At 70.2% G+C, this 20,997-nt stretch carries 14 protein-coding genes and 9 pseudogenes; 20 read left to right on the forward strand and 3 right to left on the reverse strand.

What is annotated here, in order from left to right:
* The first annotated feature begins 1 nt into the window (after position 1).
* From hisS to HK415_RS06570, 14 genes and pseudogenes are all read left to right on the forward strand, one after another.
* Positions 2-1,362, forward strand: a pseudogene (hisS, locus tag HK415_RS06505) (histidine--tRNA ligase).
* 12 nt (positions 1,363-1,374) lie between these two features.
* Complete coding sequence (locus HK415_RS06510; protein ID WP_171557493.1) at positions 1,375-2,049, forward strand: YfgM family protein; 675 nt, start codon at positions 1,375-1,377, stop codon at positions 2,047-2,049.
* A pseudogene (gene bamB / locus HK415_RS06515) lies at positions 2,046-3,202 on the forward strand (outer membrane protein assembly factor BamB). Before HK415_RS06510 ends, bamB begins: the two are co-directional and overlap by 4 nt.
* Before the next feature lie 11 nt (positions 3,203-3,213).
* Positions 3,214-4,550 (forward strand): annotated as a pseudogene (gene der / locus HK415_RS06520) (ribosome biogenesis GTPase Der).
* A 132-nt stretch (positions 4,551-4,682) separates the two neighbouring features.
* Complete coding sequence (gene hfq / locus HK415_RS06525) at positions 4,683-4,931, forward strand: RNA chaperone Hfq (RefSeq protein WP_417715653.1); 249 nt, start codon at positions 4,683-4,685, stop codon at positions 4,929-4,931.
* Between the two features lie 64 nt (positions 4,932-4,995).
* Positions 4,996-6,181 (forward strand): annotated as a pseudogene (hflX, locus tag HK415_RS06530) (GTPase HflX).
* 56 nt (positions 6,182-6,237) lie between these two features.
* Positions 6,238-7,580: pseudogene (gene hflK, locus HK415_RS06535) on the forward strand (FtsH protease activity modulator HflK).
* The gene (gene hflC, locus HK415_RS06540; protein ID WP_171557498.1) at positions 7,580-8,506 is read left to right on the forward strand and encodes a protease modulator HflC; all 927 of its coding nucleotides are present in this window, start codon (positions 7,580-7,582) and stop codon (positions 8,504-8,506) included. Before hflK ends, hflC begins: the two are co-directional and overlap by 1 nt.
* Before the next feature lie 8 nt (positions 8,507-8,514).
* Positions 8,515-8,703: a DUF2065 domain-containing protein gene (locus tag HK415_RS06545; protein ID WP_171557500.1), complete on the forward strand. Its 189-nt coding sequence runs from the start codon at positions 8,515-8,517 to the stop codon at positions 8,701-8,703.
* A 144-nt stretch (positions 8,704-8,847) separates the two neighbouring features.
* Complete coding sequence (locus HK415_RS06550; protein WP_171557503.1) at positions 8,848-10,011, forward strand: ATP phosphoribosyltransferase regulatory subunit; 1,164 nt, start codon at positions 8,848-8,850, stop codon at positions 10,009-10,011.
* Positions 10,012-10,045: 34 nt separating this feature from the next.
* Positions 10,046-11,375: pseudogene (locus tag HK415_RS06555) on the forward strand (adenylosuccinate synthase).
* Between the two features lie 18 nt (positions 11,376-11,393).
* Positions 11,394-11,918 carry a phosphoribosyltransferase gene (locus HK415_RS06560; RefSeq protein WP_171557505.1) on the forward strand — a complete coding sequence of 175 codons (525 nt, stop codon included), beginning with the start codon at positions 11,394-11,396 and terminating at the stop codon, positions 11,916-11,918.
* 55 nt (positions 11,919-11,973) lie between these two features.
* Positions 11,974-13,182, forward strand: coding sequence for a PLP-dependent transferase (locus HK415_RS06565; RefSeq protein ID WP_171557507.1), 1,209 nt, complete (start codon positions 11,974-11,976; stop codon positions 13,180-13,182).
* A 58-nt stretch (positions 13,183-13,240) separates the two neighbouring features.
* On the forward strand, positions 13,241-14,035 hold the full coding sequence (locus tag HK415_RS06570) for a DUF2189 domain-containing protein (protein ID WP_171557509.1): 795 nt from the start codon (positions 13,241-13,243) through the stop codon (positions 14,033-14,035).
* Positions 14,036-14,112: 77 nt separating this feature from the next.
* Here HK415_RS06570 and HK415_RS26180 read toward each other — a convergent pair whose 3' ends face one another.
* The 3 genes from HK415_RS26180 to HK415_RS06580 are packed head-to-tail and all read right to left on the reverse strand — an operon-like array spanning position 14,113 to position 15,808.
* Entirely contained in the window at positions 14,113-14,664 is a 552-nt protein-coding gene (locus HK415_RS26180; RefSeq protein ID WP_309246601.1) for a hypothetical protein, read from the reverse strand.
* Complete coding sequence (locus tag HK415_RS26185) at positions 14,613-15,170, reverse strand: rhodanese-like domain-containing protein (protein ID WP_309246602.1); 558 nt, start codon at positions 15,168-15,170, stop codon at positions 14,613-14,615. Before HK415_RS26185 ends, HK415_RS26180 begins: the two co-directional genes overlap by 52 nt.
* Positions 15,167-15,808: an arylesterase gene (locus HK415_RS06580; RefSeq protein ID WP_171557512.1), complete on the reverse strand. Its 642-nt coding sequence runs from the start codon at positions 15,806-15,808 to the stop codon at positions 15,167-15,169. The genes HK415_RS26185 and HK415_RS06580 overlap by 4 nt, the downstream gene beginning before the upstream one ends.
* Between HK415_RS06580 and HK415_RS06585 the strand changes: the two are divergent.
* The 6 genes and pseudogenes from HK415_RS06585 to HK415_RS06610 all read left to right on the forward strand — a co-directional run bounded on the left by HK415_RS06585 (position 15,807) and on the right by HK415_RS06610 (position 20,994).
* A pseudogene (locus HK415_RS06585) lies at positions 15,807-16,477 on the forward strand (ABC transporter ATP-binding protein). The gene HK415_RS06580 and the pseudogene HK415_RS06585 sit on opposite strands and share 2 nt — an antisense overlap.
* A gap of 50 nt (positions 16,478-16,527) precedes the next feature.
* Positions 16,528-17,361: a TauD/TfdA dioxygenase family protein gene (locus HK415_RS06590; protein ID WP_171557514.1), complete on the forward strand. Its 834-nt coding sequence runs from the start codon at positions 16,528-16,530 to the stop codon at positions 17,359-17,361.
* 22 nt (positions 17,362-17,383) lie between these two features.
* The gene (locus HK415_RS06595; RefSeq protein WP_171557516.1) at positions 17,384-18,364 is read left to right on the forward strand and encodes a Bug family tripartite tricarboxylate transporter substrate binding protein; all 981 of its coding nucleotides are present in this window, start codon (positions 17,384-17,386) and stop codon (positions 18,362-18,364) included.
* Positions 18,365-18,415: 51 nt separating this feature from the next.
* A pseudogene (gene rlmB / locus HK415_RS06600) lies at positions 18,416-19,155 on the forward strand (23S rRNA (guanosine(2251)-2'-O)-methyltransferase RlmB).
* Between the two features lie 8 nt (positions 19,156-19,163).
* Positions 19,164-20,279 carry an NAD(P)/FAD-dependent oxidoreductase gene (locus HK415_RS06605; protein WP_309246603.1) on the forward strand — a complete coding sequence of 372 codons (1,116 nt, stop codon included), beginning with the start codon at positions 19,164-19,166 and terminating at the stop codon, positions 20,277-20,279.
* A pseudogene (locus HK415_RS06610) lies at positions 20,276-20,994 on the forward strand (NAD-dependent protein deacylase). The gene HK415_RS06605 and the pseudogene HK415_RS06610 overlap by 4 nt, the downstream one beginning before the upstream one ends.
* The last annotated feature ends 3 nt before the right edge of the window (positions 20,995-20,997 follow it).

Genomic DNA, 20,997 nt, shown 5'->3' on the forward strand with positions numbered 1-20,997 from the left:
CATGACCACAGAGAACCAGACCGCCGCGAAGAAGGCGGAGAAGCTCGTTGCCGTCAAGGGCATGAACGACATCCTGCCGCCCTCCGTGCCGCGCACGGAGAAGCTGCCCGACTCGGCGCTGTGGCAATGGTTCGAGACCGCCGTGCGCACCGTGATGGGCCGCTACGGCTACCAGTACCTGCTGACGCCGATCGTCGAGCCCACCTCGCTGTTCGTGCGCGGCCTGGGCGAGGTGACCGACATCGTCGAGAAGGAGATGTATTCCTTCGTCGATTCCATGAACGGGGACCGCCTGACGCTGCGCCCCGAGGCCACCGCCGGCATCGTGCGCGCCATGAACGAGCACAACGCCCTCTACAACGGGCCGCTGCGCCTGTGGACGGTGGGCCCGATGTTCCGCCACGAGCGCCCGCAGAAAGGCCGCTACCGCCAGTTCCACCAGCTGGACGTCGAGGCCCTGGGCTTCGCCGGTCCCGACGTGGACGCCGAGATGATCCTGATGGCCCGCGCCCTGTGGCGCGAATTGGGCCTGGTCGAGGGCGAGCACGTGCGGCTGGAGATCAACAGCCTGGGCCAGGCCGAGGAGCGGCGCGCGCACCGCGAGGCGCTGGTGCGCTATTTCGAGCAGCACGCGGGCGTGCTGGACGAGGACGCGAAGCGCCGCCTGCACAGCAACCCGCTGCGCATCCTGGACAGCAAGAACCCGGCGCTGCAGTCGATGATCGAGGGCGCGCCCAAGCTGCTGGAGTTCCTGGGCGATGCCTCGCTGGCGCACTTCGACGCCGTGCGGGCGACGCTCGACGCGGTGGGCCTGCAGTACCGCGTCAACCCGCGCCTGGTGCGCGGCATGGACTACTACAACCTCACCGTGTTCGAGTGGGTGACCGAGCAGCTCGGCTCGCAGGGCACGGTGTGCGGCGGCGGCCGCTACGACGGCCTGATCGAGCAGCTGGGGGCAAGCCGGCGCCCGCCGTGGGCTTCGGCCTGGGCATCGAGCGCCTGCTGCTGCTGCTGCAGGAACTCAAGCTGCCGGTGCCCGACGCCGCCCCCGACGTTTACGCCGTGGTGCCCGCGGGCGCGCCGCTGCCCCAGGTCATCGCCACGCTGGAGGCGCTGCGCGCCGCCGGCGTGCGGGTGCTGCAGCATGCCGGCGGCCGCGATGGCGCGGGCAGCATGAAGTCCCAGTTCAAGCGGGCGGACGCCAGCGGCGCCCGCTTCGCGCTGGTCTTCGGGCCCGACGAACTGGCCCAGGGCATGGTCACGGTCAAGCCGCTGCGCGACGCCGGCGGCGCCCAGGAATTGCGCCCCCTGGACGCAGCGCAAGCCTGGGCCGCCACACTAAAACTACAATCCGCCGCTTGAACTGAGCACCACATGGCACGACACCTCGACCTCGAAGAACAGGAACAGCTTGACGAGCTCAAGCACTTCTGGAACCAGTACGGCAACCTCATCACGTGGTTCCTGATCGCCGTGGCCGGCGCGTTCGCCGCCTGGAACGGCTGGCAGTACTGGCAGCGCTCGCAGGCCGTGCAGGCCTCGGTGCTGTACGACGAGGTGGAACGTGCCACCGCCAGCGGCGACACCGCGCGCGTGGAGCAGGCCTTCAAGGACATCCAGGACAAGTTCGGCCGCACCACCTACGCGCAGCAGGCCGGCCTGCTGGCCGGCAAGGTGCTGGCCGACAAGGGCAAGACCGATGCCGCCCGGTCCGCCCTGCAGTGGGTGGCGGGCAGTTCCTCCGACGAGGGCTACCAGGCACTGGCGCGCCTGCGCCTGGCGGCGCTGCTGGTGGAGGCGAAGTCCTATGACGAGGCCCTGAAGCACCTGAACGCCGGCCTGCCCAAGGAGTTCGAGCCGCTGGCGGCGGACCGCCGCGGCGACATCTACAACCTGCAGGGCAGGAAGGACCTGGCCAAGCAGGAGTACCTGAAGGCCTGGCAGGGCTTCACCGCCGACACCGAATACCGCTCGCTGATCGAGGTCAAGCTGACCGCGCTGGGCGCCGAGGTGCCCACGGCCAAGCGGGCGGAAAGCGCGAAGTCATGAAGCGGCGCGTGAGCCTCGCCGCGACGCGCGCCGCCCTGGCCGGAGCCCTGCTTTCCGTGCTGGCCGGCTGCGCCTTCCTGCCCGCGGGCATGGGCGGCACGGTGGAAAAGCCGAAGCCGGCCGAACTGCAGGCCAACCCGAACCTGCTGGGCGTGCGCCCGGCCTGGAACGCGAAGCTCGGCAAGGTCGATTTCCCGCTGGTGGTGGCCGTCAGCGGCAACGTCGCCGCGATCGCTGCCAGCGACGGCACGGTGGTCGGCCTGGAGGCCAGCACCGGCCGCGAGCAGTGGCGCGGCAGCGCCGGCGGGCCGCTGGCCGCCGGCGTCGGCTTCGACGGCAGCACCGCCGCCGTGGTCACGCGTGGCAACGAGGTCGTGGCCTTCGCCAGCGGCCGGGAAGTGTGGCGCCAGAAGCTGCACGCCCTGTCGTACACCGCCCCGCTGGTGGCGGGCGCGCGGGTGTTCGTGCTGGCCGCCGACCGTTCCGTCACCGCCTACGACGGCGGCACCGGCCGGCGCCTGTGGTCGCAGCAGCGCACCGGCGACCCGCTGGTGCTGCGCCAGGCCGGGGTGATCCTGGCCGTGGGCGACACGCTGGTCGTGGGGCAGGGCGGCCGCCTCGTGGGCCTGAACCCCTGAACGGCACGGTGCGCTGGGAATCGACCCTGGCCAGCGCGCGCGGCATCAACGACGTCGAGCGCCTGGTGGACCTGGTGGGCCGCGTCAGCCGGGTCGGTGACTCGGTGTGCGCCCGTGCCTTCCAGGCGGCCGTCGGCTGCGTCGATGCCGGCCGCGGCCAGCTGCAATGGACGCAGCGCGCCGATGGCGTCGATGGCGTGCACGGCGACGCCGCCAACGTGTTCGGCACCGAGCGCGACGGCAAGGTCGCGTCCTGGCGGCGCGACAACGGCCAGCGCGCCTGGACCACCGACCGCCTGCTGCATCGCGGCGTCGGCAGCCCGCTGGCGCTGGGCCGCTCGGTCGTGGTCGGCGACGGCTTCGGCTTCCTGCACCTGCTGTCCCGCGAGGACGGCACGCTGCTCAACCGGCTGACCACCGATGGCTCCGCGATCGTCGCGGCCCCGGTGGCGGCGGGCAACACGCTGATCGCCGTGACGGCGAACGGCGGCGTGTACGCCTTCGTTCCCGAGTAAAGAAAAACAAGATGAAGCCGGTGATGGCCCTGGTCGGCCGACCCAACGTGGGCAAGTCGACGCTGTTCAACCGGCTGACCAAGTCGCGCGACGCGATCGTGGCGGACTTCGCGGGCCTCACCCGCGACCGCCACTACGGCAACGCCAAGCACGGCCGCTACGAGTTCATCGTCATCGACACCGGCGGCTTCGAGCCCACGGCGGAGAGCGGCATCTACAAGGAGATGGCCAAGCAGACCAAGCAGGCCGTCGCCGAGGCCGACGTCGTGGTGTTCGTGGTGGACGCGCGCGGCGGCCTGTCCGCGCAGGACCACGACATCGCCAACTACCTGCGCAAGCTGGGCAAGCCCACCGTGCTGGCGGCCAACAAGGCCGAGGGCATGCTGGAAGGCGTGCAGCTGTCCGAGTTCTACGAGCTGGGGCTGGGCGAGGTGAACCCGGTCTCGGCGGCGCACGGGCAGGGCATCCGCAGCCTGGTGGACGCCGCCCTCGACCCGCTGAACCTCCCGGAAGAAGACGAGGCGGCGGACGAGCAGCAAAGCGGCATCATCAAGCTGGCCGTCGCCGGCCGGCCCAACGTCGGCAAGTCCACGCTGATCAACGTCTGGCTGGGCGAGGAGCGGCTGGTCGCCTTCGACCTGCCCGGGACCACGCGCGACGCGATCTCGGTGCCCTTCGAGCGCAACGGCCAGAAGTTCGAGCTGATCGACACCGCCGGGCTGCGCCGCAAGGGCAAGGTGTTCGAGGCGATCGAGAAGTTCTCGGTGGTCAAGACGCTGCAGGCGATCGAGTCGGCCAACGTCGTGCTGCTGCTGCTGGACGCCACGCAGGGCGTGACCGACCAGGACGCCCACATCGCCGGCTACATCCTGGAGTCCGGCCGCGCGGTGGTGCTGGCGATCAACAAGTGGGACGCGGTCGACGAGTACAACCGCGAGCTGGTGCGCCGCCAGGTCGAACAGCGGCTGCCCTTCCTGAAGTTCGCCGATCTGCACTTCATCTCCGCGCAAAAGCGCCAAGGCATCGGTCCGCTGTGGAACTCGATCATCCAGGCCTACAAGTCCGCCATGGTCAAGATGACCACGCCGGTGCTCACGCGGCTGGTGCAGGAGGCGGTGCAGTTCCAGTCGCCCAAGCGCGCCGGCATGTTCCGCCCCAAGCTGCGCTACGCGCACCAGGGCGGCATGAACCCCCGGTCATCGTGGTCCACGGCAACTCGCTGGAACATGTGACCGATGCGTACAAGCGTTTCCTCGAGGGGCGCTTCCGCAAGGAGTTCAAGCTGGTGGGCACGCCCCTGCGCATCGAGATGCGCACCTCCAAGAATCCGTACGCGGACAAGGAATAAACGGGGAGGGCGGAACTTTCCGCCGCCCGCCGGTCTTGATTTCCGCCCGAACGGATGCAACTGGGCAGCCACAGCGTCCGGCTTGCTGTGGTAATGTGCAAGTTCCAACAACGCCGGAACACGGAGAATATCGTGAGCAACAAAGGGCAACTACTACAAGACCCCTTCCTGAACACCCTGCGGCGCGAGCACGTACCGGTGTCCATCTACCTGGTCAACGGCATCAAGCTGCAGGGCCAGATCGAATCCTTCGACCAGTACGTCGTCCTGCTGCGCAACACCGTGACGCAGATGGTGTACAAGCACGCGATCTCCACCATCGTCCCGGGCCGCGCCGTCAACTTCTCGCCCGCCGAGACCGGGGAAGGCGCCCCGACCTGACGCCGCCCCGGCCACCCCGCCCGCCCGCGCGGGCCCTGTCCTGTCGTCCCTCCTGGTTGCCGGTTTGACCGAATCCCCCGAACGCCCGGCCGCCGCCACCATCCTGGTGGGGGTGGACCTGGGCCTGCCCCATTTCGACGCCGAACTCGAGGAACTGGGCCTGCTCGCCCAGACTGCGGGCATGGACCCGGTCGCCCGCGTCGCCTGCAAGCGCAAGGCGCCCGACGCCGCCCTGTTCGTGGGCCGCGGCAAGGCGGACGAGATCAAGCAGCTGGCCGAGGAAACCGGCGCCAGCGAGATCCTGTTCGACCAGTCGCTCAGCCCCGCGCAGCAGCGCAACCTGGAGCGGCACATGGGCCTGCCGGTGAACGACCGGACCCTGCTGATCCTGGAGATCTTCGCCCAGCGCGCCCGCAGCCACGAGGGCAAGCTGCAGGTGGAGCTGGCGCGCCTGCAGTACCTCAGCACCCGGCTGGTGCGGCGCTGGTCGCACCTGGAGCGCCAGACCGGCGGCGCCGGCGTGCGCGGCGGCCCGGGCGAAAAGCAGATCGAACTGGACCGGCGGATGATCGACGACTCGATCAAGCGCACGCGCGAACGCCTGGTGAAGGTCAAGCGCCAGCGCGCCACCCAGCGCCGCCAGCGCGAGCGCCGCGAGACCTTCAACATCTCGCTGGTGGGCTACACCAACGCCGGCAAGTCCACCCTGTTCAACGCCCTGGTGAAGGCCCGGGCGTACGCGGCCGACCAGCTGTTCGCCACCCTGGACACCACCACCCGCCCGCCAGCTTTACCTGCAGGACAGCGAGGGCACCAGCGGCACCACCGGGCGCTCGGTCTCCCTGTCGGACACGGTCGGCTTCATCCGCGACCTGCCGCACGGCCTGATCGACGCCTTCCAGGCCACGCTGCAGGAAGCCGCGGACGCCGACCTGCTGCTGCACGTGGTGGACGCGGCCAACCCGCACCACCCGGAGCAGATCGCCGAGGTGCAGCGGGTGCTGCACGAGATCGGCGCCGCGGAGGTGCCGCAGCTGCTGGTCTTCAACAAGACCGACATGCTCGACCCGGCGCAGCGGCCGCGCAACCTCGTGGACAGCTTCGAGGTCGAGGGGGCGCAGCTGCCGCGGGTTTTCGTCAGCAGCCGGACCGGCGACGGCCTGCCCGAGCTGCGCCGCGAGCTCGTCCGCATCGTTTCCGCCACCGCGGCCGCCCAGGCGAGCGCCGGTGCAACTCCTGGCTCATCCTGAACTCAAGCTGTTTGGGCACAATGCGGCTGCCGACCACCGAAAGAGAAAACGAACGAATGAACCTTTCCTTCCGCAGCCTGAACTTTGCAGGGCTGAGAGGCCGCATCCGCGGGATGTTCAACCTGAACGATCCCCGCTGGGGGCGCGGCGGCGAAGACAAGAACGACGGCCAGCGCAACAACGATGGCAAGGGCCCGAACCAGGGCCCGCCGGACCTGGACGAGCTGTGGCGTGACTTCAACCGCAAGCTGGGCGGGCTGTTCGGCGGCCGCCGCGGCGGCGGCGGCAATGGCGGCTTCGGGGGGGCGGCGGCAACGGCGGCAACTTCCAGCCGGACCTCAAGAGCGCCGGCGTCGGCGCCGGTCTGATCGCCGTGGTCGTGGTCGTCATCTGGATGGGCACCGGCATCTTCATCGTGCAGGAAGGCCAGCAGGCGGTGATCACGCGCTTCGGCAAGTACAGCGCGACCGTCGGCGCCGGCTTCAACTGGCGCCTGCCGTACCCGATCGAGCGCCACGACACGCTGAACGTGACCCAGATCCGTTCGGTGGACGTCGGCCGCGACAACGTCATCCGCGCCACCGGCCTCAAGGAGTCGGCGATGCTGACGGAGGACGAGAACATCGTCGAGATCAAGTTCGCGGTGCAGTACCGCCTGAACGACGCGCGCGCCTGGCTGTTCGAGAGCAAGAACCCGCAGGAAGCCGTGGTGCAGGCGGCGGCCGAGACCGCGGTGCGCGAGGTGGTCGGCAAGATGCGCATGGACACGGCGCTGGCCGAGGAACGCGACCAGATCGGCCCGCGCGTGCGCGTGCTGATGCAGCAGATCCTGGACCGCTACAAGATCGGCGCCGAAGTGGTCGGCATCAACCTGCAGCAAGGCGGCGTGCGCCCGCCCGAGCAGGTACAGGCGGCCTTCGACGACGTGCTGCGCGCCGCGCAGGAGCGCGAACGGGCCAAGAACGAGGCCCAGGCCTATGCCAACGACGTGATCCCGCGCGCTGTGGGCGCGGCCTCGCGCCTGGCGCAGGAGGCGGAAGGCTACAAGGCGCGCATCGTCGCGCAGGCCCAGGGTGACGGCCAGCGCTTCAAGCTGCTGCTCACCGAATACCAGCGCGCGCCGCAGGTGACGCGCGACCGGCTCTACCTGGAAAGCATGCAGCAGATCTACAGCAACGTGACCAAGGTGATGGTGGAGACCCGCCAGGGCGGCAACAACATGCTGTTCCTGCCGCTGGACCGCATCCTGCAGCAGGTCAGCGCGGGCGGCATGGCCGCCGCGCCGGAGGCTCCCGCCGCGCCGGTGCCGTCCACCACGGCCCCGCCGGCCTCGTCATCGGCGGCCGATGCCGCCCGCAACCGCGAGAACGCCCGCGGCCGCGAAAGGGAGACCCGCTGATGAACCGCATCGGATTGATCGTCACCTCGCTGCTGGTCGCGCTCGCGCTGCTCAGCTCCATGCTGTTCGTGGTGGACCAGCGCCAGTTCGGCGTGGTCTACGCCCTGGGCCAGGTCAAGGAAGTGATCAGCGAGCCCGGCCTGAAATTCAAGCTGCCGCCCCCGCTGCAGAACGTCAGCTACATCGACAAGCGCCTGCTCACGCTGGACAGCGTCGACACCGAGCCCATGCTCACGCTGGAAAAGCAGCGCGTGGTGATCGACTGGTACGTGCGCTGGCGCATCACCGACCCGCTGGCCTACATCCGCAACGTCGGCCTGGACGAGGCCGCCGGCGCCAACCAGCTCAATCGCGTGGTGCGCAACGCCTTCCAGGAGGAGATCAACCGCCGCACCGTGCGCGAGCTGCTGTCCTCCCGGCGCGAGCAGCTGATGCAGGACGTGCGGCGCGAGGTGCTGGAAGTGGTCAAGGGCACCAAGCCCTGGGGCATCGACATCATCGACGTGCGCATCACGCGCGCCGACTACGTGGACGCGATCACCGAGTCCGTGTACCGCCGCATGGAAGCCGAACGCAAGCGCGTGGCCAACGAACTGCGCTCCACCGGCGCGGCCGAGGGCGAGAAGATCCGCGCCGACGCCGACCGCCAGCGCGAGGTGGCCGTGGCCAACGCCTACCGCGAGGCGCAGAAGGTCAAGGGCGAGGGCGACGCGCTGGCCGCCTCCACCTACGCCGAGGCCTTCGGGCGCGACCCGCAGTTCGCGCAGTTCTACCGCAGCCTGGAAGCGTACAAGGCGAGCTTCGCCAAGAAGAGCGACGTGCTGGTGGTCGACCCGTCCGGCACCGAGTTCTTCCGCGCCTTCCGCGGCGGCATGTCCGGTGGCGGCGGCGGCGCACCGGCGGCAAATTCCGCACCGCGGCGCTAAGGGCGCCCTTGGACTCCGACGTCCTCTGGGCGGCGCTGGCGCTGGTGCTGGTGTTCGAGGGGCTGTTCCCCTTCCTCTCGCCCAGCGGCTGGCGCAGCACCTTCATGCGCCTGACGCAGCTGAAGGACGGCCAGCTGCGCTTCTTCGGGCTCACGAGCATCCTCTTGGGACTGGTGACGCTCTGGCTGATTTCGTAGGCTGGTGGTGAGCAAAGCGAACCCCAGCGCTGGGGTGCCGCTTCGCTCGCACCGCCAGCCTACGACTCCCGGCGCTTGCCATCGAGCAGGCCAGCCGTAAGCCCCAGGCCGGTACAATCCCCGTTTTAACAGCCCCCGTTCCCCATGTCCGCCTGGGTCCTGCCGGATCACATCGCCGATGTGTTGCCTTCCGAGGCCCGGCACATCGAAGAACTGCGCCGCGAACTGCTGGACACCGCCCGTGGCTATGGCTACGAGCTGGTGATGCCGCCCATGCTGGAGCACCTGGAGTCGCTGCTCACGGGGACCGGCGAAGCCCTCGGCCTGCAGACCTTCAAGCTGGTGGACCAGCTGTCCGGCCGCATGCTGGGCCTGCGCGCCGACACCACGCCGCAGGTCGCCCGCATCGACGCCCACCTGCTCAATCGCCAGGGCGTGACGCGCCTTTGCTACTGCGGCCCCGTGCTGCACACCCGCCCGGACCGCCCGCACGCCACGCGCGAGCCGCTGCAGTTCGGCGCCGAGATCTACGGCCACGCCGGCCTGGAAGCCGACCTCGAGGCGCTGCTGCTGGCGCTGGACTGCCTGAAGGCCACCAAGGTCGAACCGCTCACCGTGGACATGGCCGATGCCCGCATCGTGCGCTCGCTGCTGTCCGGTGCCGCGCTGGCCCCCGGCCAGGTGGTGCAGGTGCACGCCGCGCTGGCCACCAAGGACGCCACCGAGCTGTCGACGCTCACGTGCGACTTCCCCAAGGCCACGCGCGAGGCGCTGCTGGCCCTGATCGGCCTGTATGGCGACGCCAAGGTGCTGGCCGAGGCCGCGAAGGTGCTGCCGCGCGCCGAACCGATCCGGCAGGCGCTGGAACACCTGCAGTGGCTGGCCGGCCACGTGGACGGCGCCCGCATCCGTTTCGACCTGGCCGACCTGCGCGGCTATGCCTACTACAGCGGCGTGCGCTTCGGCATCTACACGCCGGGCGCGAGCGACGCGCTGGTGCGCGGCGGCCGCTACGACGAGGTCGGCGCCGTGTTCGGCCGCAACCGGCCCGCCGTCGGCTTCAGCCTGGACGTGCGCGAACTGGTCGGCGTGGCCGCCAGGCGCCAGCTGAAGGCGGCCATCCGCGCGCCCTGGCTGGACACCGGCGCCGGCGCCGGCGAGCTGCGCACGGCGATCGCCGCCCTGCGCCGCGAAGGCGAGACGGTCGTGTGCGTGCTGCCCGGCCACGAGAGCGAAGTGGACGAGTTCCTTTGCGACCGCGAGCTGGCGCGCGACACCGCCGGCCGCTGGGCCGTGCGCGCCCTCTGATCCCCCGAATCACTTTTTCCGCGAAGAGCAAGTCATGACGAAGACGAAGGGCCGCAATGTGGTCGTGGTCGGCACCCAGTGGGGCGACGAAGGCAAGGGCAAGCTGGTCGACTGGCTGACCGAGATGGCGCAGGGCGTCGTGCGCTTCCAGGGCGGCCACAACGCCGGCCACACGCTGGTGATCAATGGCGTGAAGACCGCGCTGCACCTGATCCCCAGCGGCATCATGCGCCCGGGCGTGAAGTGCTACATCGGCAACGGCGTGGTGCTGTCGGCGGCCAAGCTGCTGGAGGAGATCGAGGGCCTGGAGAAGGCCGGCGTGGAAGTCCGGTCGCGCCTGCGCATCAGCGAGGCCTGCCCGCTGATCCTGCCCTTCCACGCGGCGCTGGACATCGCGCGCGAGACGCGGCGGGAAGAGGGCGGCACCGAGAAGATCGGCACCACCGGCCGCGGCATCGGCCCGGCCTACGAGGACAAGATCGCCCGCCGCGCGCTGCGCGTGCAGGACCTCAAGCACCCGGCGCGCTTCGCCGAGAAGCTCAAGGAACTGCTGGACCTGCACAACTTCGTGCTGACGCAGTACCTGAAGGCCCAGCCGCTGGACTACCAGCAGGTGCTGGACGAGGCGCTGCGCCACGGCGAGATCCTGCGGCCCATGATGGCCGACGTGTCGCGCGAACTGAACGAGGCCCACATCCACGGCGACAACCTGCTGTTCGAAGGCGCGCAGGGCACGCTGCTGGACGTGGACCATGGCACCTATCCCTACGTCACCTCCAGCAACTGCGTGGCCGGCAATGCGGCTGCCGGTGCCGGTGTCGGCCCGGGCATGCTGCACTACATCCTGGGCATCACCAAGGCCTACTGCACGCGTGTCGGCGGTGGCCCCTTCCCGACGGAACTCGACTGGCAGACGCCGGGCACCGTGGGCTACCACCTGTCCACCGTCGGCGCGGAAAAGGGCGTGACCACCGGACGCTCGCGCCGCTGCGGCTGGTTCGACGCGGCGCTCCTGAAGCGCAGCGCGCAGGTCAATGGCCTCACCGGCCTGTGCATCACCAAGCTGGACGTGCTGGACGGCCTGAAGAGAGCTGCTGCTGTGCACCGGCTACGAGCTCGATGGCGAGTACACCGACATCCTGCCGCTGGGCGCCGACGAGATCTCGCGCTGCAAGCCGGTGTACGAGACCATGCCGGGCTGGAGCGATTCCACCGTGGGCGTGACCGACTACGACAAGCTGCCGGTGAACGCCCGCCTGTACCTGCAGCGCATCGAGCAGGTGACCGGCGTGCCGGTCGATATCATCTCGACCAGCCCCGATCGCGACCACACGATCATGATGCGCCACCCCTACCTGGCCTGAAACAGAGGAAGCACGGATGTGACGGAAGACGGCAAGCACCTGTACGTCAGTTACGACGAGTACCACAACCTCTGCGAGAAGCTCGCGATCCGGATCCACCAGTCCGGCTGGGAGTTCGACACCATCCTGTGCCTGGCGCGCGGCGGCATGCGCCCCGGGGACATCCTCTCGCGGATCTTCGACAAGCCGCTGGCGATCATGTCGACCAGCTCGTACCGGGCCGAAGCGGGCACGGTGCAAGGCCACCTGGACATCGCCCACTACATCACCACCCCCAAGGGCGAGATCGCCGGCAAGGTGCTGCTGGTGGACGACCTGGCGGACTCGGGCCTGACGCTGCACAAGGTGGTGGACATGCTGCGCAGCAAGTACACCAAGGTGACCGAGCTGCGCACCGCGGTGCTGTGGACCAAGGGCATCAGCAAGTTCACGCCGGACTACTCCGTGGAATTCCTGCCCACGAACCCGTGGATCCACCAGCCCTTCGAGAGCTACGACAGCATGCGGCCGGAAAAGCTGCTGCTGGAGAAGTGGAAGGTGTAAGGGCGGGCATCCCAGCCTGCGTGGGGACTGACGGGGTGCGAGCTACCATCGCACCATGAGCAAGCCGGTCACCGACCTCATCCACCACCCCTACGTTCCGCCCGCGGGCTTCCACGCGCCGCAGCCGGGCGTCTTCAAGGCCTCGACCGTCATCTTCGCCAACGTCGCCGCCATGCGCGCGCGCGACTGGAAGCACAAGAACGGCTACACCTACGGCCTGCACGGCACGCCGACGACCTTCCTGCTGGAGGAGCGCATCGCGGCGCTGGAAGGCGGCACGCAGTGCATCCTGGTGCCCAGCGGGCTGGCGGCCATCGCCAACGTCGGCATGGCGTTGCTCAAGGCCGGCGACGAGGTGCTGCTGCCGGACAACGTGTACGGGCCCAGCCGCGCGCTCGCCGATGGCGAGTTCGCCGCCTGGGGCATCACGCACCAGCTGTACGACCCGCTCAAGCCGCAGGACCTCGAGGCCCGCATCGGCCCGAAGACCAGGCTGGTGTGGGTGGAAGCACCCGGGTCCGTGACCATGGAATTCCCCGACCTGGCCGCGCTGGTGCGCATCTGCCGCGCCAGGGGCGTGACCTGCGCCCTCGACAACACCTGGGGCGCCGGCCTGGCCTTCCGGGGCTTCGACCTCGTTCCCGGCGAAGGACTGGGCGTGGACATCTCCGTCCAGGCGCTCACCAAGTATCCGAGCGGCGGCGGCGACGTCCTCATGGGCAGCATCGTCACGCGCGACGAGAAGCTGCACCAGCGCATCAAGCTCACGCACATGCGCGTCGGCTGGGGCGTGGGCGGCAACGACGCGGAAGCCGTGCTGCGTTCGCTGCCCAGCGTGGCGCTGCGCTACCGCGCGCACGACGCCGCAGCGCGCCAGCTTGCGCAGTGGCTGGCGACGCGCCCGGAAGTGGCGCAAGTGCTGCATCCCGCGCTGCCCGGCTCGCCGGGGCACGCGCACTGGCAAGCGCTGTGCGGAGAACAGGGGCTGGCCGCCGGCCTGTTCTCCATCGTCTTCGACCCGCGCTTCGCCACGCAGCAGGTGGATGCCTTCTGCGACGCGCTCGCGCTGTTCAAGCTCGGCTACTCCTGGGGCGGCCCCCTGAGCCTGGTGGTGCCCTACGACATCCCCGCCATGCGCAGCGCGCAGCTGGCGACCTGGCCGCACAAGGGCGTGCTGGTGCGCTTTTCCGTCGGGCTGGAGGACGCCCAGGACCTGCAGGCCGACATCGCGCAGGCATTGGAAGCGCTGCAACGCCCCGGGTGATCCCGGATGGGCCGCGCGGGGGCGCGCGGCTACCCTGGGGCAGGAGGGCCCCCGCCGCATGGACAAGCCGATCGCCGACAGCGCCGAAGCACCCGCCCGGCCGGCACCGCCGAAGCCGCAGGTGCGCCCGATCGCGCTGGCCGCGCCGCTGCGCTGGCTGGCACGCGGCGCCCGCGACCTGGTCGCCAGCCCGGGGATCGCCGCCTTCTACGGCATCTGCTTCTGGGCGATGGCCGCGACGCTGGGCGCGGTGTTCCGCCACAAGCCCGAATACACGATGACGATCGTGTCGGGTTGCCTGCTGGTGGGGCCCTTCCTGGCGATGGGCCTGTACGAGGCCAGCCGGCAGCGCGAGCAGGGCGGCGCGGCCAGCCTGTCCGAGTCGCTGACCTGCTGGGACCGCCACCTGGGCAGCATGGGGTTGCTGGTGCTGGTCCTCACGGTGCTGGAGCTGCTGTGGGGCCGCGCCTCGCTGGTGGTGTTCGCCGTGTTCTTCGACACCGGCATGCCGTCGACGGCGAGCGTGCTGGCCGCCGTGTTCAACCCGCGCAACTGGCAGTTCCTGGCGGTGTACCTCGTGGTCGGCGGCGTGTTCGCGGCCCTGGTGTTCTGCACCACGGTGGTGGCCATCCCGATGATCCTGGACCGCGACACCGATGCGGTGACGGCGGCGCTCACCAGCTTCCGCGTGGTGGCGGAGAACACGCTGGCGATGCTGTTCTGGGGCGCGCTGGTGGTGGTGCTGACGCTGCTGGCGCTGTGGCCCTGGGCGCTGGGGGTGCTGGTGGTCGGGCCGTGGCTGGGGCATGCGACCTGGCATGCGTACCGGGATTCGGTGGGGTGGGAGGCGTGACGCGATGGTGGGGTGCCCCGCGGGCAGCCCACCCTACGGCCTGGTAGGTTGGGCTGCCCGCAGGGCACCCCAACACCTCACGCCGCCGAAACCAGCTCCTTCGCCAACGCCGCCATCGCCTCCGGCGTCCTGTCCCTGGGCGCGACCACCCGTGCCTGCGCGAAGCCCTTGAAATTGCGCGCGGTCGAACTCGCGTAGCCCGGGTCGTAGTGCTTCAGCAGCAGCTCGCGCACCACCGGCTCGATGTCCCCCGCGCGCACCTGCGCCTGCCAGGTTTCCACCTGTTCGCGCCCGCGCAATTGCACCAGCGCGTCCAGCCGCTGGCAGAAGAAGCCCGGGTCCGTGCGGAAGAAGGAATAGTCCTCCAGCAGCAGCCGCACGCGCTCCTCGTCAGCCAGGTCCAGCCGCAGGCATTCGCTGGCCCGCATGGCGGCGATCAGCGACTCCGGCACGGCCACGTTGCCGACCTTCTTGCTCTCGCTTTCCACGTACACCGGCAGCGCGGGATCGAAGCTGCGCAGCTTGTCCCACACCAGCGTGTCGAAGCGTTTCTGCGTCGGCTGCGGCTGGCCGGGGATCAGCCCCAGCACCGAGCTGCGGTGGCTGGCCAGCGCCTCCAGGTCCAGCACCTGCGCGCCGGCGGCCTCAGGGCCTGCAGCAGGCGGGTCTTGCCCGATCCCGTGGGGCCGCACACCACGCGGTAGGACAGCCGCTGCGCCAGCTCCGGCAGCTGCGCCAGGATGGCCGTGCGGAAGGCCTTGTAGCCGCCTTCGACCAGGCCGACGCGAAAGCCGATCTGACCCAGCACCAGCGCCAGCGAGTTGCTGCGCTGGCCGCCGCGCCAGCAGTACACCAGCGGGTGCCAGCCCTTGGGCTTGTCCATGATGTCGCGAGCGATGTGGCGCGCGATGTTGGCCGCCACCAGCGCCGCGCCGCGCTTGCGCGCCTCGAAGGGGCTGACCTGCTTGTACAGCGTGCCGACTTCCCGCCGCTCCTCGTCGTCCAGCGAGGGCCAGTTGACCGCGCCGGGCAGGCGGTCCTCCGCATACTCGGATTCGCTGCGGGCATCGATCACCGCGTCGTAGCTGGCGAGCTGCTTCAAGGCCGCCGCCGCCGGCACCACCATGACGCTCATTTCAGCAGCTTCTTCAGTTCGGGCCAGACGTTGTCCAGCATGCGCGGATGCGCTTCCTGGCGCGGATGGATGCCGTCGGCCTGGAACATGGCGCGCGCATCGCCGCCGTCGGCCAGGCCCTCCAGCAGGAAAGGAACCAGGCCCGTCTTGTATTGCTTCGCGACCTTCGCGAACAGCGCGCTGAAGCGCTTCGTGTAGTCGCTGCCGTAGTTCGGCGGCACCTGCATGCCCACCAGCAGCACGCGCGCGCCGGCCTTCTGCGCCGCCTGCGTCATCCAGGCCAGGTTGTCTTCGGTGCCGGAAAGCGGCAGGCCGCGCAGGGCATCATTGCCTCCCAGCTCGATGATCACGTGCGTGGGCTTGTGCTGCGCCAGCAGGGGCGCCAGGCGGGAACGCCCGCCCGACGTGGTGTCGCCGCTGATGCTGGCGTTGACCACCTTCGCGGCAATTCTCTCCTTCGCCAGCCTGTGTTCCAGCAGGGCCACCCACCCGGTTCCCCGCTTCAGGCCATACTCCGCGCTCAGCGAATCGCCCACCACCAGGATGACCGGCGTGCCGGCGGCCTTCACGGCCGCGGCCGCGCCGCCCGCCAGGAGGGCGGCGATAAAGTCACGGCGCCGCCACGTCAACAACTGCATGCCAGATCCCATCATCTCCGTCGAACACGTCTTCAAGTCCGTCACCGATTCCACCGGGACGCTCGACATTCTCCGCGATATCGATTTCTCGCTGGCGGCGAGGGAAACCGCCGCCATCGTCGGCGCCTCTGGCTCCGGCAAGAGCACGCTGCTGTCGATCATCGCCGGCCTGGACACGCCCACCCGCGGCACCGTCAAGCTGGGCGGCGAGGACCTGTTCGCCCACGACGAGGACGCCCGGGCGAGCTGCGCGCGCGCAAGGTGGGTTTCGTGTTCCAGAGCTTCCAGCTCCTGGGCAACCTGAACGCGCTGGAGAACGTGATGCTGCCGCTGGAGCTGGCGGGCCGCAAGGACGCGCGCAAGGCGGCCTCCGACATGCTGGGACGGGTCGGCCTGTCCGAGCGGCTCGGCCATTACCCCAAGGTGCTCTCCGGCGGCGAGCAGCAGCGCGTGGCGCTGGCACGCGCCTTCGTGGTGCAGCCGGCGGTGCTGCTGGCCGACGAGCCCACCGGCAGCCTGGACTTCGCGACCGGCGAAACCGTGATGGAGCTGATGTTCGACCTCAACCGGGAGCAGGGCACGACCCTGGTGCTGGTGACCCACGACCGCGCGATCGCAGAGCGCTGCGAACGCCGCATCACGATCGAGGCCGGGCGCATCGCCGCCTGAGGGATTCCCGCATCCCGGCGGCGCCCGTCGGCCGCTAGCATGGCCGCACCATGCCGCAGTTGCAGATCAAGCGCATCGCCGGGGCGCTGGGAGCGGAGATCCACGGGATCGACCTCGCCGCCGGCCTCACCGAAACCCAGGCGGCGCAGGTGCGCCAGGCCCTGCTGGAACACCAGGTCATCTTCTTCCGGGACCAGAACCTGGACTCGGCGCAGTACCTGCGCTTCGCCCAGGCCATGGGCGAGCCGATCGAATATCCCTTCGTCAAGGGACTGGACGGCTACCCGGTGATCATCGAGGTGAAGAAGCTCGAACACGAGCGCAGCAATTTCGGCGGCATCTGGCATTCCGACACCACCTACCTGCAGCAGCCGCCCATGGGCTCGATGCTGCTGGCGCGCGAGGTGCCGCCCTTCGGCGGCGACACGCTGTTCGCCAGCCAGTACGCGGCCTACGAGGGCCTGTCCGAAGGCATGCGCAGGCTGCTGGATCCGCTGGTGGCCGTCAACAGCTCCGCCAAGGCCGACGTGTCGAAGACGCGCGAGGACCGCATCGCCAGCGACGGCCGCGCCGACGCGAAGAAGGACTATGTGTCCGAGCACCCGGTGGTGCGCACGCATCCGGAAACGGGCCGCAAGGCGCTGTACGTCAACGTCGCCCACACGCTGCGCTTCGCGGGCATGACGGAGGAGGAGAGCACGCCGCTGCTGCAGTACCTGTTCCGGCACCAGGTGCGGCCGGAGTTCACCTGCCGCTTCGCCTGGCAGCCCGGCTCGCTCGCGTTCTGGGACAACCGCTGCGTGCAGCACAACCCGGTCAACGACTACCACGGCTTTCGCCGCCTGATGCACCGCATCACCCTGGCCGGCGACACGCCGCGCTGATCCCTTCACCCGAGGTCCCACCATGCCCACCCGCTCCCGTTTCCTGCTCGCGCTCGGCGCTGCCCTGGCCGCTTTTTCCTTTGCTGGCAGCGCCTGGGCGCAGGCCTTTCCCAGCAAGCCGGTGAAGATCGTCGTGCCGCAGACCCCGGGCGGCGCGTCGGACGCGCTGGCGCGCATCGTGGGGCAGAAGCTGTCGGAGCGCTGGGGCCAGCCGGTGATCATCGAGAACAAGGCCGGCGCCGGCGGCAACGTCGGCACCGACCTGGTCGCCAAGTCGCCCGCCGACGGCTACACGCTCCTCATGAGCTACGTCGGCACGCAGGCGATCAACGGCAGCCTGTACAAGACGCTGCCCTACGACCCGTACAAGGACTTCGCGACGGTGGCGACGCTGGCCACCGTGCCCTTCGCGCTGGTGGTCAACCAGAACTTCCCGGCCAGGAGCGTCGGCGAACTGGTGGCCTATGCCAAGGCGCATCCGGGCCAGGTGAACTTCGGTTCGGCCGGCAACGGCTCGCTGAACCAGTTGCTGGGCGAGATGGTGAACATGAGCCAGGGCATCAAGCTGGTGCACGTCCCGTACAAGGGCGCGGCCGGCGCGCTCACCGACACCATCGGCGGCCAGGTGCAGATGACGTTCGCCAGCCTGCCCTCCGTGGCGGGCCACATCCGCGGCGACAAGGTGCGCGCCCTGGCGGTCACCGGCACGAAGCGCTCGCCGGCCTTCCCCAACGTGCCGACGCTGGGCGAGGGCGGCCTGGCCGGCTTCGAGCTGAGCCCCTGGTTCGGCCTGCTGGCCCCCGCCGGCACGCCGGAAGCCGTGGTGCGCAAGATCAATGCGGACGTGGCCGAGGCGCTGCGCGACAAGGACCTGCTGGAGAAGTTCGCCGCCGCCGGTGCCGACCCGTACCCCACGGCACCCGAGCAGTTCGCCCGCATCCTGCAGGACGACATCCAGAAGTGGTCCCAGGTGGTGAGGACCTCCGGCGCGAAGATCGACTAGCTGGGGGAGCCGGCCGCCGGGCGGCATCGGCGTGGACGGGATAATCCGTCCATGTCCTCTTCCAAAGTGCTGTTCGGCTTCCATGCGGTGGGGGTGCGGCTGCGCACCTCGCCCAAGACCATCCTCGAGCTCTACGTCGACGCCACGCGCAAGGACGCGCGGATGCGCCAGTTCCTGCAGAAGGCCCAGGAGGCCGGGCTGCGCACCATCGAATCGGACGGCCTGCGCCTGTCCCGCCTGGCCGGCAGCGCCGGCCACCAGGGGGTGGTGGCGCGCGTGGAGCCGCTGCCGCTCACCAGCTCGCTGGACGACCTGCTCGATGGCATCGCCGTGCCGCCGCTGCTGCTGGTGCTCGATGGCGTGACCGATCCGCACAACCTGGGCGCCTGCCTGCGGGTGGCCGACGGGGCCGGCGCCCACGCGGTCATCGCGCCCAAGGACCACGCCGTGGGCATCAATGCGACGGTCGCCAAGGTGGCCAGCGGCGCCGCCGAGACGGTGCCCTACTTCATGGTGACCAATCTGGCCGCACGCTGGGCGAGCTCAAGGAGCGCAGCATCTGGTGCCTGGGCCTGTCCGACGAGGCCACGCAGACGCTGTACCAGTCCGACCTGAAGGCGCCGACGGCGCTGGTGCTGGGCGCGGAAGGCACGGGCCTGCGCCAGCTCACGCGCAAGACCTGCGACGCGCTGGTGTCCATCCCGATGCGGGGCGCCGTGGAGAGCCTGAACGTGTCGGTGGCCAGCGGCATCTGCCTGTACGAGGCGGTGCGGCAGCGGGGCTCTGCTTGATCCACGACGTGGCGGTCGTCGGCGCGGGCTTCGCGGGGCTCGCATGCGCCCGGCAGGCGGCGCTGGCCGGCCTGCGGGTGGTGCTGCTGGAGAAGAAGCACGCGGCCGGCGCGCGCCTGCACACCACCGGCATGATCGTGAAGGATGCGGTGGACACCATCCCCTGGCTGCGCGACGTGCCGCCGGACCTGGTGCGCTCCATCGAAGGCGTGAAGCTCTACGCGCCCGACCTGAACCACGTGGCGCTGCGCGCCCCCGGCTACTACTTCTGGGCCACCGACGCGGTGCGCTTCCTGGACTGGATGGTGGAACTGGCGCGCACCGCGGGGGCGGAGGTGCGCTTCGGCGCGCTGTTCACCGGGGCCCGCCGCGCGGGCGAGGACCAGCCCTGGCAGATCCCGCTGGAGAACGGCGAGGTGCTGCAGGCGCGCTACATCGTCGGCGCCGACGGCCCGCACTCGCGCGTCGCCAAGTCGCTGGGCCTGTCGCAGAACCGGCACTTCCTGTTCGGCGTGGAGCACGAGTACGCGCGGGCCGACATCGAGCCCAACTACCTGCACTGCTTCCTCGATGCGCGGCTGGCCCCGGGCTACATCGGCTGGGCCTTCGCGGGGGTGGGCGCCACGCAGGTCGGGCTGGCGCGGCGCGTGACGCCCGGCCACCGCCAGGGGCGGCTGGACCTCGATGCCTTCCTGCGCAAGACCGCGAACCACGTGACGCCGCACGGCACGCCGCTGTCGATCCGCGCCGGCATGATCCCCTGCGGCGGGCTGCTGCCGCGCGTGGCGCGCCCGGGCGCCTTGCTGGTCGGCGATGCGGCCGGCCTGGTGTCGCCGGCGACCGCGGGCGGCATCCACGCGGCGCTGCGCTACGCGGAGGGCGCGGCCGACGGCATCGCGGCCTTCCTGCAGGGACGGGCGCGCGATCCGGCGGAATGGCTGCCCGCGAACTATCCCACCTTCCGCGCCAAGCGGGCACTGCGCCGCTTCTACGAGCTGACGCAAAGCGACTGGATGTACAACCGCCTGCTCGCCACGCGGCCCATGCGGCGCGTGGCCGAATGGGTGTACTTCCACGCCAAGGGCGGCGAACGGCCGCTGGAGCCGGACAAGGAACGCGCATGAACGCGCAGCCGGTGCAAGGCTGGGTGCGCGCGGCGCGCCGCATCGTGCTGCTGTCCGGCGCCGGCATGAGCGCCGAGTCGGGCGTGCCCACCTTCCGCGATGCGCAGACCGGCCTGTGGGCGAACTTCCGGCCCGAGGAACTGGCCACCGAAGACGCCTTCCGTGCCCGGCCCCAGATGGTCTGGGACTGGTACGCGCTGCGGCGGGAGATGATCGCGCGGGTAGAGCCGAACGCCGGCCACCGCGCGGTCGCCGCGTTCCAGCAGCGCCATCCGGGGCGCCTCACGGTCGTCACCCAGAACGTCGACGGGCTGCACCAGCGGGCCGGCTCGCCCGGCGTGCTGGCCCTGCACGGCAACATCGCCGAGGACCGGTGGCTGGACGCGCCGCGCGCCTGCTGCAATGCGCAGCCGCCGGTGGCTGGCCGCCCCCGTGCTGCGGCGCCTGCGGCAACCTGCGCCGGCCGGCGGTCGTCTGGTTCGGCGAGATGCTGCCGGTGGCCGAACTGGCGGCCGCCGAAGCCGCCGCCGCGCAATGCGAGCTGATGCTGGTGGTGGGCACCTCGGGCGTCGTTTACCCGGCGGCCGGCCTGGCGCGGGCCACGCGCGGACGCGTGGTCGTGGTGAATCCGGAGCCGACCGAACTGGATGACGCGGCCGACGCCGTGCTGCAAGCCACGGCGGCGACAATGCTGCCCCGAATGCTGGAGGATTGAGAC

This window comes from Ramlibacter montanisoli (genome assembly GCF_013087525.1).
GTDB lineage: Bacteria > Pseudomonadota > Gammaproteobacteria > Burkholderiales > Burkholderiaceae_C > Ramlibacter > Ramlibacter montanisoli.

Coding starts and splice junctions, on each gene's coding strand:
- HK415_RS06590 (WP_171557514.1), top strand. CDS start 16,528: ATGCCGCAGTTGCAGATCAAGCGCATCGCCGGGGCGCTGGGAGCGGAG.
- HK415_RS06510 (WP_171557493.1), top strand. CDS start 1,375: ATGGCACGACACCTCGACCTCGAAGAACAGGAACAGCTTGACGAGCTC.
- HK415_RS26185 (WP_309246602.1), bottom strand. CDS start 15,170: ATGAGCGTCATGGTGGTGCCGGCGGCGGCGGCCTTGAAGCAGCTCGCC.
- HK415_RS06580 (WP_171557512.1), bottom strand. CDS start 15,808: ATGCAGTTGTTGACGTGGCGGCGCCGTGACTTTATCGCCGCCCTCCTG.
- HK415_RS06570 (WP_171557509.1), top strand. CDS start 13,241: ATGGACAAGCCGATCGCCGACAGCGCCGAAGCACCCGCCCGGCCGGCA.
- HK415_RS06595 (WP_171557516.1), top strand. CDS start 17,384: ATGCCCACCCGCTCCCGTTTCCTGCTCGCGCTCGGCGCTGCCCTGGCC.
- HK415_RS06565 (WP_171557507.1), top strand. CDS start 11,974: ATGAGCAAGCCGGTCACCGACCTCATCCACCACCCCTACGTTCCGCCC.
- hflC (WP_171557498.1), top strand. CDS start 7,580: ATGAACCGCATCGGATTGATCGTCACCTCGCTGCTGGTCGCGCTCGCG.
- HK415_RS06550 (WP_171557503.1), top strand. CDS start 8,848: ATGTCCGCCTGGGTCCTGCCGGATCACATCGCCGATGTGTTGCCTTCC.